The organism is Nocardia asteroides, assembly GCA_019930625.1.
Taxonomy (GTDB): domain Bacteria; phylum Actinomycetota; class Actinomycetes; order Mycobacteriales; family Mycobacteriaceae; genus Nocardia; species Nocardia sputi.
In genome coordinates this window covers 4498180-4517009 of the sequence record CP082844.1, presented here as the reverse complement: position 1 = coordinate 4517009, position 18830 = coordinate 4498180, and the positions used below count along the sequence as shown (strand labels likewise).

Below are 18830 nucleotides of genomic sequence, written 5' to 3'. Positions count from 1 at the left end.
CAACACGCCAGGAACGGGGATCTCGTCGTGACGCTGCCCGGCTCGACGGCTACGGTTTAGCGTGTCAGGAATCGCCGCCGGGGACGAGCCCCGAGGTCCATCGAGGAGCAGGACGATGAGCACTCAGACTGTCGAGAACGGCCGACACCGGGTGGTGGTGATCGGCTCGGGCTTCGGCGGCCTGTTCGGCACCAAACACCTCAAGCGCGCCGACGTCGACATCACGCTGATCTCGAAGACCTCGACCCACTTGTTCCAGCCGCTGCTCTACCAGGTCGCGACCGGCATCCTGTCGGTCGGCGAGATCGCGCCCGCCACCCGGCTGGTGCTGCGCAAGCAGAAGAACGCGCAGGTGCTGATGGGCGAGGTCACCGACATCGACCTGGCAGCAAGGACGGTGACCTCGCGCCTGCTCGACAAGGACACGGTCACCCCGTTCGACAGCCTGATCGTCGCGACCGGCGCGCAGCAGTCCTACTTCGGCAACGACCGGTTCGCCACCTACGCACCGGGCATGAAGACCATCGATGACGCGCTCGAGTTGCGCGGCCGGATCCTCGGCGCGTTCGAGCAGGCGGAGTTGGCGACCACCCAGGAAGAGCGCGACCGGCTGCTGACCTTCGTCGTCGTCGGCGCGGGACCGACCGGCGTCGAGCTGGCCGGGCAGATCGCCGAGCTGTCCGACCGCACCCTGGAGGGCACCTTCCACAACATCGATCCGCGCGACGCGCGGGTGGTCCTGATCGAGGGCGCGGGCGCGGTGCTCGGGCCAATGGGGCCGAACCTCGGCGGTAAGGCCGAGCGGCGCCTCGAGAAGATGGGCGTGGAGATCCAGCTCAATGCCATGGTGATCGATGTCGACGCGTTCGGCGTCACGGTGAAGGACTCCGACGGCACGATCCGCCGCATCGAGTCGGCATGCAAGGTGTGGTCGGCGGGCGTGCAGGCCAGTCCGCTGGGCAAGATGATCGCCGACCAGTCCGACGGCACCGAGGTCGACCGCGCGGGCCGGGTCGTCGTCGAACCGGATCTGACCGTCAAGGGCCACCCGAACGTCTTCGTGGTCGGTGACCTCATGTCGGTGCCGAACGTGCCCGGCCAGGCGCAGGGCGCCATCCAGGGCGCGACCTACGCCGCCAAGCAGATCAAGGCCGGATTGAAAGGCCAGACGCCGCAACAGCGCAAGCCGTTCAAGTACTTCAACAAGGGCAGCATGGCCACCATCTCGCGGTTCAGCGCCGTGTGCCAGGTGGGCAAGCTGGAATTCGGCGGCTTCATCGCGTGGCTGGCCTGGTTGGCGCTGCATCTGTACTACCTGGTCGGCTATCGGAGCCGGATCGTCACCGTCATCCAGTGGTTCGTCACCTTCCTCGGGCGCAGCCGGGGCCAGATGGCGGCCACCGAGCAGTGGGTGTTCGCCCGACTAGCCCTGGAGGCCATCAGCACCGGCGACGACGAGGACGCCGAAGAACTGGCGGCCGCTCTCGGCGCCTCCACCAACAGCCGAGTGGCCGTGGACAAGGCGCACACCGATGCCAAAGCAGGCTGACACGCGATCGTTATAGCGCGCTGGACCAATCCAGGTCGCCAGCAGATCCGAATGTGAGGCGTCGACGTCTCCCTCGGATGAAAGGTGATCTATGGGCACAGGCAAGCACCGCGAACCCACACCGCGGCGACCGAAGCTGGGCTCCATCGTCGCGGCGGGGACGATTCCCCTCGTTCTGGCGCTGGTGGGCACCGGCACCGCGAACGCCGAGCCCGATCCGTCCGTCCCTTTGATCAGAACGGACGTCACCGATCGGACGCACCCGTCGGCCCAGTGGCCGGGGGCCGAGGCGCCGAACGTGCGGCCGTACGAGGGTCTGCGGATTCCGGACGACATCCTCAGCTCGTTGCAATGGGCTCGTCCACTGCCGGACAGCAACTACCTCGCTCCGCTGGTAGGGCTGCACGCGCCGGTTCCGGTCGCCCCCGTGCCGCCGATCGCACCGCCTCCCGGCAAGTTGCGCTTCGGTGACGTCCAGATCGACGCGCCGGAGTGGCTGTACCGGGAGCAGGCGATCCAGATCAACGACGGCGCGGCGATGGCCGAGGCCAATATGGCGACCTTCTTCGACTCGATCGGGATGGAGCGCACCAGGTCCGACCGCGTCGCAGGCCAGACCATGGGCGCCGCCGCGATCGGCGCTGCGGCGGGCTTCGCGTTCGCGAGCCCGTTCGCCCTGGTCGGGGCCGCGTTCGGCGGTGGCCTCGGCTTCGCCATCGGTCTGCCGTTCGCGCCGATCGGCCTCGCGGCGGGCCCGATCGGGGCCGCCTACGGCGCGGCGCTGATGGCCGTCCCCTTCACTGCCATCGGTGCGGGCATCGGAGCGGGGCTCGGAGCGTTGCACGCCCTCAGCGCGCCTCCGCAGGCGCTGAGCGCGCCGGAGTCGGCCGATCCGGCTCCGGGAGTCGCCGACTCCGCTCAGCAGTCGAACCAGACAGCTCCGGAGGCCGACCACACGGCCTCGGAGGGAGCCGACGGCTGATCGGATGCCGTTCACCAGGCACCGGCCGAAAAGGTGGGAACCCGACGACGCTGTCGGGTTCCCACCCTTTCTATCTCCACGTCTCGACCGGTTCACACCTGTAAGAGACGAACTCCGCAGCGACTCGCGACCGAGGACGACCACGGCGTTGCACGCGCCGCACTATCGCCCCCGGGTGCTCATCCCGAGGCGCTCAACAGCGACCCGGTACGGGTGAACAAACTGCCGCCCGCTGCCAGCGGTAGCCGGGTCTGCGTCAACCCTGTCGTCGCAGTGATGCATGCGTCCGGATAGACGAGCTCGCTCTCCAGTGCCCGTGGCGCGGCCAGCGCGTCATCGGCCGGTGTGTCCGCGCCCAGCGTCAACCGGTGACGCAGCAGAGGCGTGTCCTCGACGTCGGCGATCAGATCCCCCCGCCACTGGCCGCCATCCTCGCCGGCGCGGCCGATCTGGACACGTTCGCGCAAACGTACCCGAGCGCCGGACGCCAGCCGGATCGTGGTGACCGTGTGGTGTCGCGCCCCGCCCGCGACGATCATCGGCTCGGGATCGAAATCCAGGGCTCCCCCGCTACCGACCTCGAGGCGCCAGCGCCCGAGCGACAGCGGCGACGCCGAGCCCGGTAGCGCGAGCGTCGCCGCGACCGAGCGCACCACCAGTTCGGCGCCCGGGGCGACCACGATCACCACGTCGAGTTCGTCACCTCCCAGTGGCGTCGCCGCGGTGCCGATCAGATGCACCACGCGCGGTCCGGTACGGCGGGCCGACAACCCGCCGGTCGCGTGGATCTCCGGAAGCGCGGTGCGGCCTGCGACTATTCGTAATTCCGTGCGCAACGGCGAACTCAGTGCGCCGCGGCGGATTCGCCCGCGCCCGCCCGGTCCTGCTCGGCTACCGCGCGCAGTTGCGCGCGCACCCAGGCCAGCACCGGCGTGGCGGCGGGATCCTCGGTGAGCGAGACGAGCACCGTCGGCCGGTCGCCCCGTACCCGTGCCGCGTCCCGCTCCATCACACCGAGGTCCGCGCCGACCAGCGGCGCCAGATCGGTCTTGTTGACCACCAGCAGATCCGAGAATGTCACACCGGGACCGCCTTTGCGCGGCACCTTGTCGCCGCCCGCCACGTCGACCACGAAGATCTGCACGTCGATCAGACCGGAGGAGAAGGTCGCGGTGAGATTGTCGCCGCCGGATTCGACCAGGATCAGATCCAGCGGCGGGTTGGCCGCGACCAGATCGTCGATGGCGTCGAGGTTGGCGGTGATGTCGTCGCGGATGGCGGTGTGCGGGCAGCCGCCGGTCTGCACGGCGGTGATCCGCTCGTCCGGCAGCACCGCGTGCCTGCGCAGGAAGTCGGCGTCCTCGGTGGTGTAGATGTCGTTGGTCAGCACCGCCAGCGACAGCTCGTCACGCAACTGCCTGCACAGCGCGGCCACCAGAGCGGTCTTGCCGGAGCCCACCGGGCCGCCGACGCCTACGCGCAGCGCTTCCCCGGGCGTGCGGGTCCGTTTCGGACGATCGTGCCCGTGGTCGTGCGGCTCACCGTCGATCAGGTGCGGGGGCATGGCGTCTCCTTTCTTCCGGGGCTTCAGCTCGCGAACAGGGGCATGTCACGGTGCCGGTGACGCTCGGCGAGCACGTCCTGCAGCGGATCGGACATCGCGGCGAGACCGGTCACGGCCTCGGCGGCGACGCGGTCGCACAACTCGGCCAGCCGGATCGTGCACGCGGCGATCGCGGCGGGGTCGAGGGCCAGCAAACGCTGCGCGGCAGTGGCCGCGCCGGTCAGCGTGGTGTAGACCACCACACCCGCGGTCTCCCGGGGTGGCACCTCTGCGGCCGCGCCGACCATTCCGAACACCGTGGACAGATGCGGTGTCGTGCCCAGCGCGGACCAGTCGTGCCGGGGCCACAACCGCTTCGCCAACCGCAACAGTCCTCGGCCTTGCGCGCGGGACGAGGCCCGCGCCGCGGGCGCGGGCGTCCGGGCGTCCGCTTCCGTCTCCGCGCGCGCCGGATCCAGTTCCCCCGCGCACACCGCCGCGGCGAGCGACGCGGCCACCAGTCCCGAGGTCCGGATGCGGCGGCGCAGATACAGCTCCACCGTCGCGACGTCGCGGACCAAACCGGACGCGACAGCTTCTTCCACACCTCCGGAGTGCACGTGCCCGCCGATCGGCAGCCGCGAGTCGGCGAGCGCGAGCACCGTCGTGAGACCGGACGCAGCCAGGCCGGTCGCGGCGGATTCACGCATCCGTCGATCCTATGTCCCGGCGTGTCGTCCGGATGTCCCGGCCGTACCGGGTCAGCGGCGGAACGCCCGTTCCATGAACCGGTGGGCGTGGATACGGGTCAGATCGGTCCACGCCTGTACCGGAGCCGCCCACCACGGGGCGATTTCGCGCGGCTTGGCGGTCACCGCGTGACAGACAAGGTCCGCGGCCTCGTTCACGGTGAGCCCGGGGACACGGCTGAAGTCGGTGGGCGCGCTCATTCTGGTGTGCACGAGCGGCAGGTAGATCGAAGTGGTCGTGACGCCGTCGTGGGCGACTTCGGCCGCGACGCTGCGCAGCCAGACGTCGAAGGCGGACTTGGACGCGCCGTAGGCCGCCCAGCGCGGCGCGGGCGGCATGCGCACACCCCAGGTGGACACATTGACGATGTGGCCTCGTCCGCGAGCGCGCATGGCGGGCAGCAACGTGAGCAGCAGCCGCACCGGACCGAGGTAGTTCACATCGATGGTGCGGGTGAAATCGTGGAACCGGTCGTAGGACTCGTCGATCGGGCGGCGAATCGATTTGCCCGCGTTGTTGATCACCACGTCGAGATGGCCGTGCTCGTCGAGGAGGCCGCGGCCGAGACGTTCGACGGCGTCCATGTCGGTGAGATCCGTGGGGTAGCTGTGCGCGACGCCGCCCGCGGCGGCGATCTCCGCGGCCAGTTGCTCGAGTTCGGCACCGGAACGGGCGACGAGCAGGACCGTCGCGCCCGCCGCCGCCAGTTTGCGCGCACTGGCCTTGCCTATGCCGTGCGACGAACCGGTGACCAGCACGAGCTTCCCGTCGACCGCGGCGCGCAGCGCCTGCGCGCGCGGACGCGTGGTGGGATACAGCAGCCGCGTCGCCACCCGCTCGGCGATGGGCCGACCGTTGTTCGAGGCCCGGGTGTGATGCACGATTTCGACTGTAGGCGCAGACCGGTGCACCCACCCGGCGTTCACGTGATCACGCGGCCCGGGATGTGGTCGCACGCGAGCTGCGGCGAATCCTGCCGCGTGAGGTAGGCGGTGATGCCCACGGCGCCGTAGGTGCGCCGACTCAGGAGCTCGCTGTCGGAATCGAGGGTGAACGCGTTGCCGAGGGACACAGGCGCGGCACGTGCGCCGAGGTGAGCCGGCGGTGTCGGCCGAACTCGATAGTGGATTGCACAGCTTCGTGCGCAACGCGGCGAGTCCGCGGTGTCCGCCGAGCTCGACGGTGGATCGCACAACTTCGTGCGCAACGCGGCGAGTCCGCAGGCCATCGTTCGAGAGACAGCGCGCCGGTGCGCGACTCGAGCATTTCTACTCACGCGCCCGGCCACGGCCGTGTGCTCGAATGTAGGCTCCGCACAGACTCTTTCGCCAGGGGCATTTCCCCCGTGCGCCAGCCGAGGGGGAACGCCATGTCCACGCCGGACACCCACGTCTCGATCGCCCAATGGATCGCGCGCGGGATCGCGATCGTGGTGCTCGTTCCGATCCGGCTGCTGTGGGAGGGAATCGTCCTGCTGGGCCGCGTCACCGGCGCCGCGCTGGTGTTCGTTGCGCGGCGCCTGCTGGTTCCGGCGGCGGAGCTGATCTGGCACCGGGTGCTGCGGCCCGCCTGGATCCTCGCGAAAGACTTCCTGTGGGGCTGGGTGGTGCAGCACTTGCTGTGGGGTCTGATCCTCACCCCGCTCGTCAGCATCCTGCTGGAGTACCTGCTGCGACCACTCCGGCACGCAGTCGAGATCTTTCTCTGGCGCAGACTGATTCGCCCGGCTGGAGCCTGGCTGCTGCGCTGGGTCGTGTTCCCGATCGCCCATGCCATCGCGTGGATATGCCATCGCACGGTGAAGTGGCTGATCGTCTGGCCGCTGTCGCAGTTGTGGCGCTGGGTGCTGCGCCCGCTGTGGCGAGTGGTGCGCGCGAGCGCCCGTTACGGGTGGTGGGTGGCCACCGTTATCGTGGGCGTCCTCTTGGTGGCGCCGTGCCGGGCGGTGTACCGCTACGTGCTGGGTCCGGTATTCGCCGCCGTGGCGGTCGTCTGGCACGCGATCGTGGTGCGGCCGCTGCGCTGGGTGCACGGCGCGGTCATCCGGCCGATGAACCGCTGGGCCGCCGAGATCGTGACGGCGGTGTTCGGCCGCTGACCCCGGCTCGACTCAGCGTGGGCCCGGGGAGGCGAACCGCGCGATCAGCGCCATCGCCGCGAGGGCGGTCGCGCCGACAGCCACCGCGATGTGCATCCCGTCGACGAAGGATCGGCGCGCCGACTCGATCAGCACGGCGTTGCCGCCGGATTGCTGGATGGTCTCGCCGAGCGTCGAGGCGTAGTCGCCGCCGGACCGGAAGATCAGCGCAGCGAGCGAACCGAGCAACGCCAAGCCCAGCGCATTGCCCAGTTCGAAGCTGGTCTCCGAGATACCCACCGCCGAGCCGGCCCGCTCCGGCGGCACCGAGGACACCGCGACTTCGGACACCAACGTGAAGGCCAGACCGTAGCCCACTCCGGCGATCGTGGAGCCCGCCAGGTACCACCAGAGCCCCTCGTGCGGGCCGACACCGAGCAGCATCAAGTTGCCCGCCGCGGAGGCGAGCAAGGCGAACACGAAGGTGGCGCGGGCGCCGAACCGATGTCCGACCCGTGCGCCACCCATCGAGAAGACGAACACCGCGATCGCCATCGGGATGCCCAGCAGCGCCGCCGCCAGCGGCGTGCGCCCGGTCACCGACTGCAGGTAGATGCTGGTCAGATAGCTCAGTCCGGCCAGCGACATCATGCCTACCAGGCTGGAGCCGATGGCCACGGAGAATTGGGGCCGGGTGAACAATCGCAGGTCGAGCAGGGGTTCGTCGAGCTGTCGCTGCCTGCGGACGAACGCGGTGAGAATCACCGCGCCGATCAGCGCGATGACGATCGCCTGGGCGTCGATCCCTTCGGTCGCGGCGTGCTTGATGCCATACACCACCGGAAGGATGCCCCCGATCGACAGGACGACGCTCGGCAGGTCCAGTGGCCCCAGCGCGCCCGCGCGGTGTTCGGGCAGGACGAACGGGCCGAACACGAGCAGGATCAGCAGCACCGGGAGGTTGATGAGAAACACCGAGCCCCACCAGAAGTGGTGCAGCAGCACGCCGCCGATGATCGGTCCGACGGCCGAGCCGCCCGCGAAGAACGCCGTCCACACACCGATCGCGGCGGCTCGCTCCCGGACGTCCGGGAACAGGCTCGAGATCAGCGCCAGGCTCGACGGCAGCAGGGTCGCGCCGCCGATGCCCATCAGCGCCCGCGCCGCGATCAGCACGCCCGCGCTGGGCGCGAAGGCGGCTATCACCGACGCGACGCCGAAGACCGCCGCGCCCGCCAGCAGGATGTTGCGCCGCCCGATCCGGTCGCCGACATTGCCCATGGTGATCAGCAGGCCCGCGATCAGGAACCCGTAGATGTCCAGGATCCACAACTGCTGGTCCGCCGAGGGATCCAGATCGAGGGTCAGCGTCGGCAGCGCGAGGAACAGCACCGAGATGTCCATCGACACCAGCAGCACCGGCAGCAGCAGGACCGCGAGGCCCAGCCACGCCCGGCGCGAGCCCGCCGTGGACGGCGCGGGCCGCGCCGACCGCACGTCTGTCATGTCCGAACATCCTTCCGCTGGCGCGTACGTCGTACGCATGACTCCGGGTACAGTGTACGCATGCTGCACCGCACCGCAATCGTCGACACCGCGATCGAGCTCGCCGACGCCGAGGGCTTGGACGCGCTGTCCATGCGGCGCATCGCCGACCGGCTGGGTGTCGGCGCCATGTCGCTGTATCGCCACGTCGCGAACAAAGACGAACTGCTCGCGTTGATGACCGACGAAGTGGCCCGGCGCAACCCGTACCCCGATCCGGAGGGACACAGGTGGACCTGGCGCGACCGCGTCCGCATCGCCGCCGAGATCGACTGGGCCCTGTACCGGCAACATCCGTGGGTGCTGCTCACCTTCGCCACCCCGCGCTACAGCTTCGGACCGCAGAGCCTGGCCTGTCTGGCCTGGTTGGTGGAGGGATTCCTGGAACTGGGCGTGTCCACCCGGGAGGCGACCAGCATGTCCTTCACGGTATGGAACCACATCTCCGGCGCCACGCTGCCGGAGATCAGCGCGGAACTGATGGCCCGCAAGGGGATCGACCCCGGCGGCGACAACGCGCTGCGGACCCTGTTGAACGGCACGCCGCACGGTCCGGTCCCACCCGCCCTGGCCGACCTCGCCGGTAGCGGGGCGAGTGACCTGACCCAGCGGGAACTGCTCTACGACGGGCTCGACGCCCTCTGCGACGGATTCGAGGCCAGGGCCGCGCGACGGGACCGGTTGACCTCGACATGAGTTGAGGTTGCAGGCTGGCGGCGACCCTCTCACGAACAGGAGCCATCGTGCACGCCATTCGCCTCCACGCCTTCGGGCCGGCCGAGAACTTGCGGTACGAGACCGTCCCCGATCCTGTCCCCGGCCCCGGCCAAGTCCGCATCGCGGTGGCGGCGGCGGGGGTGCACCTGGTCGACACCGCGCTGCGCGAGGGCGAGCCCGGGCCGTTCCCCTTGCCGGAGCTGCCGACCGTTCCCGGACGCGAAGTCGCGGGCACCGTCGACCGCGTCGGCGACGACGTGGCCGCGAGCCTGCTCGGTGCGCGGGTGGTGGTCCATCTGGGCGCGGTGCCCGGCGGTTACGCCGAGCTGGCGGTGACGGACGCCGCCCGGCTGCACGAGATTCCGGCGAACCTGGACGCGGCCGAGGCGGTGGCCATGATCGGCACCGGGCGAACGACCATGGGGATACTCCAGTTCACCGATGTGGGGCCCGGCAGCGTCGTCCTGGTGACCGCCGCGGCGGGCGGCATCGGCACCCTGTTGGTGCAATACGCCAAGAACGCCGGAGCGACGGTGATCGGCTTGGCCGGTGGCGCGGCGAAAGTGGAGCAGGTGCGGCGCAACGGCGCCGACCTGGCGGTGGACTACCTGTTGCCGGACTGGCCCGACCAGGTGCGGACCCACGTCGGCACCCGCGGGGCGAACGTGCTGTTCGACTCGGTGGGCGGAGGCGTCGGCCGGGCGGGCGTGGACCTGCTCGCACCGGGCGGGCAGCATCTGGTCTACGGCTGGTCCGGCAAGTCGAACGGCGACGGACCGGTGCGGCTGTCGGCCGACGAGCTCGCCGAACGCGGCATCACCTCCGAGATGGTGGTCGGCCCGCCGATGCCGGCGCGCGTCGGCGGCGACTTGCGTGTGCTCGAAGACCTCGCCATGGCCGAGGCGGCCGCAGGCCGGCTGCGCCCCGCGGTACACCGCTTCGCGCTCGCCGACGCGGCCGCCGCGCACCGCGCGCTGGAGACGCGCGCGACGATGGGCAAGGTGGTACTGGAGCCTTAGCCCAGGCGGTTCACTCGAAGCTGTCGCCGTTCACCACGGCATACGCGAAGCCGTCCCAGCCCTTGCTGCCGACGGTCTGGACCACGGTCGCGTCCAGGCTCGGCTCGGCGGTGAGCAACTCGACCAGCTCGCGGCTGGCCTGGACATGCGGGTCCTCGGAGTGCTCCTCGGCGATCGCTCCGCCGCGGACCATGTTGTCGACGATGATCACCGAGCCCGGCCGGGTCAGCCTCAGCGCCCACAGCACGTAGTTCGAGTTGTTCACCTTGTCCGCGTCGATGAACACCAAATCGAACGGGTCCGGGTCCTCTTCCGCGAGCACGGGCAGACTGTCCAGCGCGGCGCCGACCCGGATCTCGACCCGGTCGCCGACGCCCGCCCGCTCCAGGTTCGCGCGCGCCACCTCGGCGTGCTGGGCGGCGAACTCGAGCGTGACCACCCGGCCCTCGGCCCCTACGGCGCGGGCGAGCCAGATCGTGCTGTATCCGCCGAGCGTGCCGATCTCCAGCACCCGCCGCGCTTCGACCGTCCTGGCCAGCAGGTGGAGGAACTTCCCCTGGGGCGCGGACACGTCGATCGCGGGCAGGCCGGCTGCCTTGTTCGCCTCCAGCGCGGCATCGGTATCGGGATCCGCCACCAGCGTCTCCACGAGATAACGGTCCACGTCGGCCCATCCAGGTGTCGTCATACCTGGAAGTCTGCCACCCGATTCCGCCCGCGGGCCCGGCTTGCCGGGTAGCGTTCGGCACAGACGTGCATGTCCCGTGATCGCGCCCAGGACCGGACGGACAGGACCCGGCATGACGAATCTTCCGCGCGCCGTACTGGTCGCCGCCTGCCTGATCGCCGCGGGTGCCGCCGTCCCGGCCGACGCGGCGTCCACCGGCGGTGCCGAGTATGTCGCGTTGGGTGATTCCGGAGCGGCTACCACGGGCGTGCGTAACTTCGACCTGTCGGCGCCGCCGAGATGCCTCCGCTCGACCGCGAACACGCCGAAGCTGATCGCCCGGGAGCTGGGCCTGCGGCTCGACGACCGCACCTGCAATTCCGCGCGCATCCCCGACCTCACCGCCGCGCAGGGGCCGGGCATCCCGCCCCAATTCGATGCCCTCGGCCCCGGCACCAGGCTGGTCACGGTGCACATCGGCGCCAATGACGCCTTGATGGCCGAGCATGTCGTCGCCTGCCACGTCTATGGACTCTTCGGCGCCGGAACCTGCGCGGGCCCGGATTGGGACGCCGACATCGACGCGATCGCGGGGTCGTATGCCACCGCGTTACAACAGATCTCGATCCGCTCCCCGAAGGCGCGAATCGTCGTCGACGGCTGGCCGCGCTATGTCCGCGACGGCGGCTGCCCCGACCTGGTCGGTCTGCGCCCGTCCGATGCCGCACACGTGCAAGCCGCCTTCGACCGCCTCAACACCGTGGTAGCCCGCGCCGCCGCGGCCCACGGGGCGACCTACGTCGACACCCGCGTCGCGTCGGAGGGCCGCGACGCGTGCGCGCCCGCCGGTGTCCGCTGGATCGACCCGGTCATCGCGACCGAAACACTCATCCCGTATCACCTCACCCCGCAAGGCATGCGTGGCGTCGCCGACGTCATCCTGCCCGCGATCCGCGCCGCCGGACTGCCCGGCTGAGCGATTCCGGCCGCGCCGACACGACCGCCCCGGACTCGGGCGGAGTCCGGGGCGGGGTGCGGGCGCTACTTCGACAAGTTCTCCGGCGGCTGCCACGGACGGCCCTGCGGGTCGTCCGGGCGCTGGGCCGGGGGTTGCTGCGGTGGCTGCTGTTGTTGTGGCGACTGCTGCGGACCCGGGAAAGCCTCTTGCGGAGGGATGACCGGCTGGTGCGGCGAAGGTTCGAAGCTCTGCGGGGGCGGTGTCGGCATCAGCCCCTCGACCGGAGTCCGCGCCGTCGCCTCGGCGGCACGCACGGCACGCTCGATGGTCGGATCGGGCGCGGTATCGAACCAGTCCGCGACATCGGAGTCGTCCTCCGGCTTGACTTCCGCGCCGTCGGAAGCGGGCGGTTCGTACCGGAACACGCCGTCCTCGCCTTGCGTGCCGAAGTTCCTGGCGAACCCTTCCAGTGCTTTGCCGAAATCGCTCGGCACCAACCACACCTTGTTCGCGTCGCCGCGCGCGACCATGGGCAGCGTCTGCATGTACTGGTAGGCAAGCAATTCCGGCGTCGGCTTACCGGATTTGATGGCGGCGACGACCTTTTCGATGGCCTTGGCCTGGCCTTGCGCCTGCAAGTAGGAGGCGGCGCGCTCACCCTGTGCCCGCAGGATGCGGCTCTGCCGTTCACCTTCGGCAGCCAGGATCGCCGACTGCTTGGCGCCCTCGGCGGACAGGATCTGCGCCTGTTTCGAGCCCTCGGCCGTCTTGATCGCCGATTCGCGCTGGCCCTCCGCGGTGAGGATCATGGCGCGCTTCTCGCGGTCGGCCTTCATCTGCTTCTCCATCGACTCCTGGATCGACGGCGGCGGATCGATGCTCTTCAGCTCGACCCGCGCGACGCGCAAGCCCCAGCGCCCGGTCGCCTCGTCCAGCACGCCGCGCAACTGGCCGTTGATCGCGTCGCGGGAAGTGAGCGTCTGCTCGAGCGTCATGCCGCCGACCACGTTGCGCAACGTGGTGACGGTCAACTGCTCGACGGCGGCGATGTAGTTGCTGATCTCGTACACCGCCGCCTGCGGGCTGGTCACCTGGAAATAGACCACGGTGTCGATGTGCAGGGTGAGGTTGTCCTCGGTGATCACCGGCTGCGGCGGGAACGACACCACCCGCTCCCGCAGATCCACTTTGGCGCGGATCCGGTCGGCGAACGGCACGAGGAAGGTGAGCTGGCCGGACACGGTGCGCGAATACCGGCCCAGTCGCTCGATCACCGCCGCCTCGGCCTGCGGCACCAGTGCGATCGATTTGAAGACCACCACCACGACCAGCAAGATCAGGACGGCGGCAACGATCAGTACAGCCATCAAGGCCCCTTCCAGACGACGGCGGTCGCGCCGTCGATCTTCATGACATACACGGTCGTACCCGGTTCATAGACTTCGGTCGTGTCCATCGGCCGCGCTGTCCACACCTCCCCGCCCAATTTCACCTGGCCGGAGTGCGCCGCGACCTGTTCGAGCACCAGAGCGGTCTTGCCCGGCAAGGCGTCCACGTTCGTCGGCGTCGGCGGCGGAGTTCCGAAGCGCCGCCGGATGATCGGGCGGACGCCGAGGAACAGCACCGCCGAGATCACCGCGAAAACGATGGCGTCCACCACGGGCGAGCTGGCGGTCGACGCGCTGACGCCCGCCGTGCCGAGCGCGGCGATACCCAGCATCAGCAGCGTGAAGTCGCCGGTGAGCATCTCCGCCGCCGCGAGCAGGATACCCGCGACCAGCCAAAAAATTGCGGCCACACGACCACTGTAGTGCGCTGGTCTTGATCTGGGGCGCGACCTTCACGAGTACTCAGGGTGAATTCCGCGCGCGGACGCGCGGCGCCCCGGATGAAGCGAAAGCCGCAGCGGCGGTGCTAGCTTCAAGCAGGTGAGCGGGCGCGACAGGTATGGCGACATCTTCACCGGACATCCTCGATCGAAGAAACGGACGGTACCGACCGTCATCGCGGAACGCGATCTGGTCGTCGAGGACGCCGCCACCGGATTCTGCGGCGCGGTCGTCGGATTCGATCGCAGCTACGACGGCGAGTTCGTGAAACTGGAGGACGCCCGCGGCGCGGTGCGCCTGTTCGCCCTGCGGGAGGCCGCGTTCCTCATCGATGGTGAGCCCGTGACGCTGGTGCGGCCGTCGGCGGCCGCGCCGAAGACGCCGAACCGTTCCGCCTCCGGCTCCACCCGGGTGGAGGGCCTGCGTGCCAGGGTGGCCCGCGGCAGCCGCATATGGGTCGAAGGTGTGCACGACGCCGCGCTGGTCGAGCGGGTGTGGGGCCACGACCTGCGCGTCGAGGGGGTGGTCGTGGAGCAGCTCGAGGGGCTGGACAATCTCGCGGAACGCCTCACGGAATTCGAGCCGGGCCCGGGCAGAAGAGTCGGCGTGCTGGTCGATCATCTGGTGACCGGATCGAAGGAGAGGCAGCTGACCACCGGGCTCGGGCCGCACGTCCTGGTGACCGGGCACCCGTTCGTCGACGTGTGGCAGGCGGTGCGACCGGCGACCGTCGGGATACAGCGGTGGCCGCAGGTCCCACGCGACGAGGACTGGAAGACCGGTGTGTGTACGCGTCTGCGCTGGGGCACGCCGCAGGACGGCTGGCGGCGAGTGTACGGCGCGGTGACCTCCTTCCGTGACCTGGAGCCACCGCTGATCGGGGCGGTGGAGCGGCTCATCGACTTCGTCACCGAACCGGACTAGACTGCCGGCGGCTCGTGCGCGCGGCGGACCGATGCCGGACGGTGTCCGCACCGACCCGGTCGTGGTCGGCGGCGCCGCGCCCATGGTTTCCGTGCTGCTCACCAACGCCCTCGCGCATGGATGCCCACCGGTAGCGCCCACCCTTTATGCTCGATAATTATGTGCTCTCCAAGTGCGACGCTGACGGTGTGGGCGAGCTCCTGGCTGGCCGGCCGCAGCGCGCCCGACGACGTTTTGGCCGCCTTGCACGCGTGGGCGCCGAAGCACACGATCGCGGCGGGCGACACGCTCACCGGCGGCCGTACCGACCTACCCTGGTCCGCGCACGGCAACCTGCCGGGAAGCGGAGTCATGGCGCTGCTCAAAGTGATCCGGGAGACGATGGCCCAGCCCGGGGCGCAGCTGCGATTGGTGCTCCCCGTCCCCGGTGACGTGCGCGGACTCCCCTCGGGCACGGCGTTCGCCGCCGACGCGATCGAGTCCGAGGAGGGCATCCTGATCGGTGTGCCGGGTGCCGACGGCACCGGACTCATCCCGCAGTGGGCCGACGACGACACCCTGCAGTGGACCGTCTACAGCACGCCCATCCCGTTAGCGCCCGGCTCGGACATGTCGCTCGGCGAGGCGGAATACGCGATGCGTGAAGCCGTCCGCGACGCCGCCGACGCGCTGATGAAACTGCACACCACGTCGCTCGCGGCGGCCGACTGCGATCCGCGCGAACTCATCGAAGCCGAACTCGCCGACTACTCGCGCCACGATTACCCCGAGTCGATTCCATTGCGTGCCAGGCGGATTCTCGACACCGCCGATCATGTCGCGGCGATCCTCACGGTGGCGCAACGGGAACCCGCGTCCGCGCCCACCTCCGCCAGCGCGATCGGCGCGCAGGAATCGTTGCTGCGCCCGCTGTGGGACGCGATCCGCGCCGCCCGTCTGGTCGCCGTGCACGCCTCGGCCCGCGGAAGCCGCTGACGTCAGGTCCGGATGGTGTGACATGCGCATTTCTCGCCGAAGCCGCACAGCAGCCCTCACCGTACTGATCGGTCTCGGTTTGCACGCCCCTGCTTCGGCGATCGTGGGCGGCGCCGACGCGACCACAGCGGAGTATCCGTGGCTGGCGGCCATCGGCACGCCGTTGTTCCTCACCCGTCCGTCCGGCCAGTTCTGCGGCGGCGCGCTGATCGCACCGGACCAGGTGATCACCGCAGCGCACTGCGTGGCGCCGGCACAGCCGCTCACCCAGACGCTCACCGTCACCTTCGGCCGCGACGACCTACACGGGCGGGACGGAAACACAGTGCAGGTCAGGGACGTTCGCATCCATCCCGACTTCCGGACGACCGGGCCCGAGACCACCACCGTCTATCACGACGACGTGGCGATCCTGACCCTCGACCACCCCCAGCCCGGTCCGACGATCCCCATCGCCGCGCCGACTTCGGGCGCCGGAACCGTTCTGGGCTGGGGTGCGACCTCCGAGACCGACGAAAACAACACTCGGCTGCGCGCGGCGAGCGTTCCTCTGGTCACCGACGCCGAGTGCGCCGCCGCCTATGGTCCTGCCTTCGATCCGCACACCATGCTCTGCGCGGGCACAGCCGCCGACGCCGCCCGATACGACGATGGCGGACCACTTCTCGTGGATGGACGTCTCGCCGGTGTCGCGTCCTGGGGCGAGGGCACGGCCCGCCCCGGTTTCCCCGGTGTCTACACCCGCCTGACCGCCACGAACTTCTGAACGCGCAGCGGTCGGATGCTCACCGCTGCGGAGGATGCGGCGGCTGGTACTGCTGCTGCGGAGGATACTGCTGCTGCTGGGGGTACTGCTGATACTGCGGTTGCGCCTGCGGCGGCGTATACGGCTGCTGGTACTGCGGCGGCGCCGGATACTGCGGCTGCCCCGGCAAACCTTGCTGCGGAGGATACGGCTGGGGGTACTGCTGCCCCTGGGGATACTGCTGTTGCGGGTACTGCTGCGGCTGGTTCGAGGAGTTGCCCCGCTTGCGCAGCCAGACCACGAGTCCGATCACCACGGCCACGACACCGATGCACAGCAGCAGACCACCGACCGAGAAACCGCCGCGGCCACTGCTACGGCCGCGCCGCCTGGCCTCGGTGGAGTCCAGAGCCACGGTCCACACGTTCGCATCGGACCAGGCGTGCGGATCGAGCAGCGCGGCATTGGTCAGCACATCGGCATAGGTCATCGAGAGATACCCCCCAGAGATTCGAAGGTGAATGGTCACAGGCGCAGTTGATGCTATCGCGCCGGATCCATGTCAGTTCCCAATAGTGGGACGGCGCGGCACCGCGCAACAGCCCACAGCACAGGGCGTGCCGTTGCTCGTGCAGCCATGGCCCATGACCGCACCCAGCCGACGAGGTTCGGCGCCGCGCAGCTGCTCGGAGATCAGTTCGACGACCAGCTGCGCGAAGCGCGGATCGGCTCCCGGCGTAGCGGTCCGGGCGAATCCCATACCGAGTTCGGCGGCCCGCTGCGCGGCCTCGTTGTCCAGGTCCCAGATGACTTCGAGATGGTCGGAGACGAAGCCGACAGGACAGACGATCACGGCGCCGACCCCCCTGGCGGCGAGGTCGTCCAGATGGTCGACGATGTCCGGCTCCAGCCACGGCACCTGCGGTGGACCGGAACGAGACTGCCAGACCACGTCGTAATCGGCGAAACCGCTTGCCGCGGCGCACAATCGGGCGGCTTCGGCCACCTGACGGCTGTAGAGCCGCCCGCCGTCGGCGGGCGGTCCCGCAGCGGCGTCGGCCGACACCGGAATGGAGTGAGCGGTGAACACCAGGCGCGCCTCGGCGCGGTGCTCGGCCGCGAGCCGATCGCGGGCCGCACGGATGGCGTCGGCGAAGGTCTCGATCAGCAGCGGGTGGTCGAAGTACTGGCGCAGCTTCAGCAGGTCGGGCGCGCCCGCGCCGAAAGCCGCACGCGCCCTGGCGATGTCCTCGTGGTACTGCAGACAGCCGGAGTAGCCGCCCCAGGCCGATGTCGGGAAGACCAGTGCGGACCGGATACCGTCGGCGGCCATGCGCGCGACGGTGTCCTCCACCATGGGATGCCAGTTCCGGTTACCGAAGTAGACCGGCAGATCCAAGCCGGCGGCGGCCGATTCGACCTCGACCGCCGCGATGATGTCGCGATTGAGCGCGTTGATCGGTGAGACGCCGCCGAAGTGCAGATAGTGTTCGGCGACCGTTTCCAGACGCTCGCGCGGCACTCCCCTGCCCCGCGTGACGTTCTCCAGGAACGGCATCACGTCCTCCGGACGCTCCGGACCGCCGAAGGACAGCAGCAGCAGCGCGTCGGCGGTCCGAACCACAGTGTCTCCCATCCGATCCGGCTCAGTTGATCGCCATGTCCTCCGGGAACCAGGTGTTGTGGCTGGCCCCGCCGTCGACGTAGATGATCGAGCCGGTGGTGCCCGGCAGCCAGTCCGACAGCAGCGCCACGATCGACTTCGCCACCACCGTGGGGTCGTCGACATCCCAGCCGATCGGCGACGCGCCGTCCCAGTAGGTGTTGAGCTGGTTGAGCTTGGCCGCGTCGTCGGTCGCGGTGCCCGCGATCGCCTTGGCTGCCAGCGTCTTGATCGGACCGGCGGCGATGAGGTTGGAGCGAATCTTCTTGGCCGTGCCCACCTCTCGTGCGACGTACCGGTTCACCGACTCCAGCGCGGCCTTCGCCACGCCCATCCAGTTGTAGTACGGCATCGCGGTGCGTGGATCGAAGTCCATGCCGACGATCGAGCCGCCCTCGTTCATCACCGGCAGCACCGCGCGCGACAGCGAAGCGTAGCTCCACGCCGAGATCTCGAACGCCTTGGCGGCATCCGGTCCCGGACCATCCAGGAACGGCCGGGCCTCCGGCCCCATCAGGGTTCGGGGCGCGAACGCGATCGAGTGCAGCACTCCGTCGATCCCCTGCGGAGCCAGTTCCCGCAGCTTGTCCGCCAAACCTGCGAGATCGTCTTCGCTGGTGACGTCGAGCCCGATGGCCGGCGGGACCTCCTGGGGCAGGCGCTTGGCGATCCGGTCGATCAGCCGCAGCCGCTCCGGGATGCCGGTGATGATCACCTTCGCGCCCTGCTCCTGCGCGACGGCCGCCGCGTGGAACGCGATCGACGAATCGGTGATGATGCCCGTGACCAGGATGGTCTTGCCTTCGAGCAGTCCGCCCATGAGTTCTCGGTTCTCCTGAAGATCGAAGTGGGGGTTGGCCGCGGGCGGCCGGGACCGGCCGCGCTAC

Annotated in this window: 20 protein-coding genes and 1 pseudogene; 9 read left to right on the top strand and 12 right to left on the bottom strand. The window is 69.7% G+C overall.

Annotation, left to right across the window (positions count from 1 at the left end; genetic code table 11):
- The first annotated feature begins 115 nt into the window (after positions 1 to 115).
- Both K8O92_20930 and K8O92_20925 read left to right on the top strand, forming a co-directional pair.
- Positions 116 to 1549 carry an NAD(P)/FAD-dependent oxidoreductase gene (locus K8O92_20930; protein ID UAK30387.1) on the top strand — a complete coding sequence of 478 codons (1434 nt, stop codon included), beginning with the start codon at positions 116 to 118 and terminating at the stop codon, positions 1547 to 1549.
- A gap of 145 nt (positions 1550 to 1694) precedes the next feature.
- Positions 1695 to 2420, top strand: a pseudogene (locus K8O92_20925) (hypothetical protein).
- 290 nt (positions 2421 to 2710) lie between these two features.
- Here K8O92_20925 and K8O92_20920 read toward each other — a convergent pair.
- From K8O92_20920 to K8O92_20900, 5 genes are all read right to left on the bottom strand, one after another.
- Positions 2711 to 3367 (bottom strand): urease accessory protein UreD, encoded by a 657-nt coding sequence (locus K8O92_20920; GenBank protein ID UAK30386.1) that lies wholly within the window; start codon positions 3365 to 3367, stop codon positions 2711 to 2713.
- An 8-nt stretch (positions 3368 to 3375) separates the two neighbouring features.
- Entirely contained in the window at positions 3376 to 4095 is a 720-nt protein-coding gene (gene ureG, locus K8O92_20915) for an urease accessory protein UreG (protein ID UAK30385.1), read from the bottom strand.
- A gap of 23 nt (positions 4096 to 4118) precedes the next feature.
- The gene (locus K8O92_20910) at positions 4119 to 4784 is read right to left on the bottom strand and encodes an urease accessory protein UreF (GenBank protein ID UAK30384.1); all 666 of its coding nucleotides are present in this window, start codon (positions 4782 to 4784) and stop codon (positions 4119 to 4121) included.
- A 51-nt stretch (positions 4785 to 4835) separates the two neighbouring features.
- Complete coding sequence (locus K8O92_20905) at positions 4836 to 5657, bottom strand: SDR family NAD(P)-dependent oxidoreductase (GenBank protein UAK35847.1); 822 nt, start codon at positions 5655 to 5657, stop codon at positions 4836 to 4838.
- An 89-nt stretch (positions 5658 to 5746) separates the two neighbouring features.
- A complete protein-coding gene (locus K8O92_20900; protein UAK30383.1) occupies positions 5747 to 5896 on the bottom strand; it encodes a hypothetical protein in 150 nt (49 codons plus the stop codon).
- A 297-nt stretch (positions 5897 to 6193) separates the two neighbouring features.
- On the opposite strand from K8O92_20900, the gene K8O92_20895 reads away from it, so the two are divergent.
- Entirely contained in the window at positions 6194 to 6922 is a 729-nt protein-coding gene (locus tag K8O92_20895; protein ID UAK30382.1) for a hypothetical protein, read from the top strand.
- Positions 6923 to 6934: 12 nt separating this feature from the next.
- Here K8O92_20895 and K8O92_20890 read toward each other — a convergent pair whose 3' ends face one another.
- The gene (locus tag K8O92_20890; protein ID UAK30381.1) at positions 6935 to 8407 is read right to left on the bottom strand and encodes an MFS transporter; all 1473 of its coding nucleotides are present in this window, start codon (positions 8405 to 8407) and stop codon (positions 6935 to 6937) included.
- Positions 8408 to 8467: 60 nt separating this feature from the next.
- On the opposite strand from K8O92_20890, the gene K8O92_20885 reads away from it, so the two are divergent.
- Both K8O92_20885 and K8O92_20880 read left to right on the top strand, forming a co-directional pair.
- Entirely contained in the window at positions 8468 to 9142 is a 675-nt protein-coding gene (locus tag K8O92_20885) for a TetR/AcrR family transcriptional regulator (protein ID UAK30380.1), read from the top strand.
- 47 nt (positions 9143 to 9189) lie between these two features.
- The gene (locus tag K8O92_20880) at positions 9190 to 10182 is read left to right on the top strand and encodes a zinc-binding dehydrogenase (protein ID UAK30379.1); all 993 of its coding nucleotides are present in this window, start codon (positions 9190 to 9192) and stop codon (positions 10180 to 10182) included.
- Positions 10183 to 10192: 10 nt separating this feature from the next.
- On the opposite strand, the gene K8O92_20875 is transcribed toward K8O92_20880, so the two are convergent.
- Complete coding sequence (locus K8O92_20875) at positions 10193 to 10870, bottom strand: O-methyltransferase (GenBank protein UAK30378.1); 678 nt, start codon at positions 10868 to 10870, stop codon at positions 10193 to 10195.
- 112 nt (positions 10871 to 10982) lie between these two features.
- Here K8O92_20875 and K8O92_20870 point away from each other — a divergent pair, with 112 nt between their 5' ends.
- Positions 10983 to 11825 (top strand): SGNH/GDSL hydrolase family protein, encoded by an 843-nt coding sequence (locus tag K8O92_20870; GenBank protein UAK30377.1) that lies wholly within the window; start codon positions 10983 to 10985, stop codon positions 11823 to 11825.
- Positions 11826 to 11890: 65 nt separating this feature from the next.
- Here the strand turns inward: K8O92_20870 and K8O92_20865 are convergent, their stop codons facing one another.
- Together K8O92_20865 and K8O92_20860 are read right to left on the bottom strand one after the other, a co-directional pair.
- A complete protein-coding gene (locus K8O92_20865; GenBank protein ID UAK30376.1) occupies positions 11891 to 13174 on the bottom strand; it encodes an SPFH/Band 7/PHB domain protein in 1284 nt (427 codons plus the stop codon).
- The gene (locus K8O92_20860; protein ID UAK30375.1) at positions 13174 to 13605 is read right to left on the bottom strand and encodes an NfeD family protein; all 432 of its coding nucleotides are present in this window, start codon (positions 13603 to 13605) and stop codon (positions 13174 to 13176) included. The genes K8O92_20865 and K8O92_20860 overlap by 1 nt, the downstream gene beginning before the upstream one ends.
- 130 nt (positions 13606 to 13735) lie before the next feature.
- Between K8O92_20860 and K8O92_20855 the strand changes: the two genes are divergently transcribed.
- The 3 genes from K8O92_20855 to K8O92_20845 all read left to right on the top strand — a co-directional run bounded on the left by K8O92_20855 (position 13736) and on the right by K8O92_20845 (position 16301).
- Positions 13736 to 14560: a DUF3097 domain-containing protein gene (locus tag K8O92_20855; protein ID UAK30374.1), complete on the top strand. Its 825-nt coding sequence runs from the start codon at positions 13736 to 13738 to the stop codon at positions 14558 to 14560.
- Between the two features lie 159 nt (positions 14561 to 14719).
- Positions 14720 to 15535 carry a hypothetical protein gene (locus K8O92_20850; GenBank protein ID UAK30373.1) on the top strand — a complete coding sequence of 272 codons (816 nt, stop codon included), beginning with the start codon at positions 14720 to 14722 and terminating at the stop codon, positions 15533 to 15535.
- Between the two features lie 22 nt (positions 15536 to 15557).
- Complete coding sequence (locus K8O92_20845; GenBank protein UAK30372.1) at positions 15558 to 16301, top strand: serine protease; 744 nt, start codon at positions 15558 to 15560, stop codon at positions 16299 to 16301.
- 19 nt (positions 16302 to 16320) lie between these two features.
- Here the strand turns inward: K8O92_20845 and K8O92_20840 are convergent, their stop codons facing one another.
- From K8O92_20840 to fabI, 3 genes are all read right to left on the bottom strand, one after another.
- Positions 16321 to 16770: a hypothetical protein gene (locus tag K8O92_20840; protein UAK30371.1), complete on the bottom strand. Its 450-nt coding sequence runs from the start codon at positions 16768 to 16770 to the stop codon at positions 16321 to 16323.
- A 72-nt stretch (positions 16771 to 16842) separates the two neighbouring features.
- Positions 16843 to 17916 carry a ferrochelatase gene (locus K8O92_20835; GenBank protein ID UAK30370.1) on the bottom strand — a complete coding sequence of 358 codons (1074 nt, stop codon included), beginning with the start codon at positions 17914 to 17916 and terminating at the stop codon, positions 16843 to 16845.
- Between the two features lie 10 nt (positions 17917 to 17926).
- Positions 17927 to 18763, bottom strand: coding sequence for an enoyl-ACP reductase FabI (fabI, locus tag K8O92_20830; GenBank protein UAK30369.1), 837 nt, complete (start codon positions 18761 to 18763; stop codon positions 17927 to 17929).
- Positions 18764 to 18830: the final 67 nt, after the last annotated feature.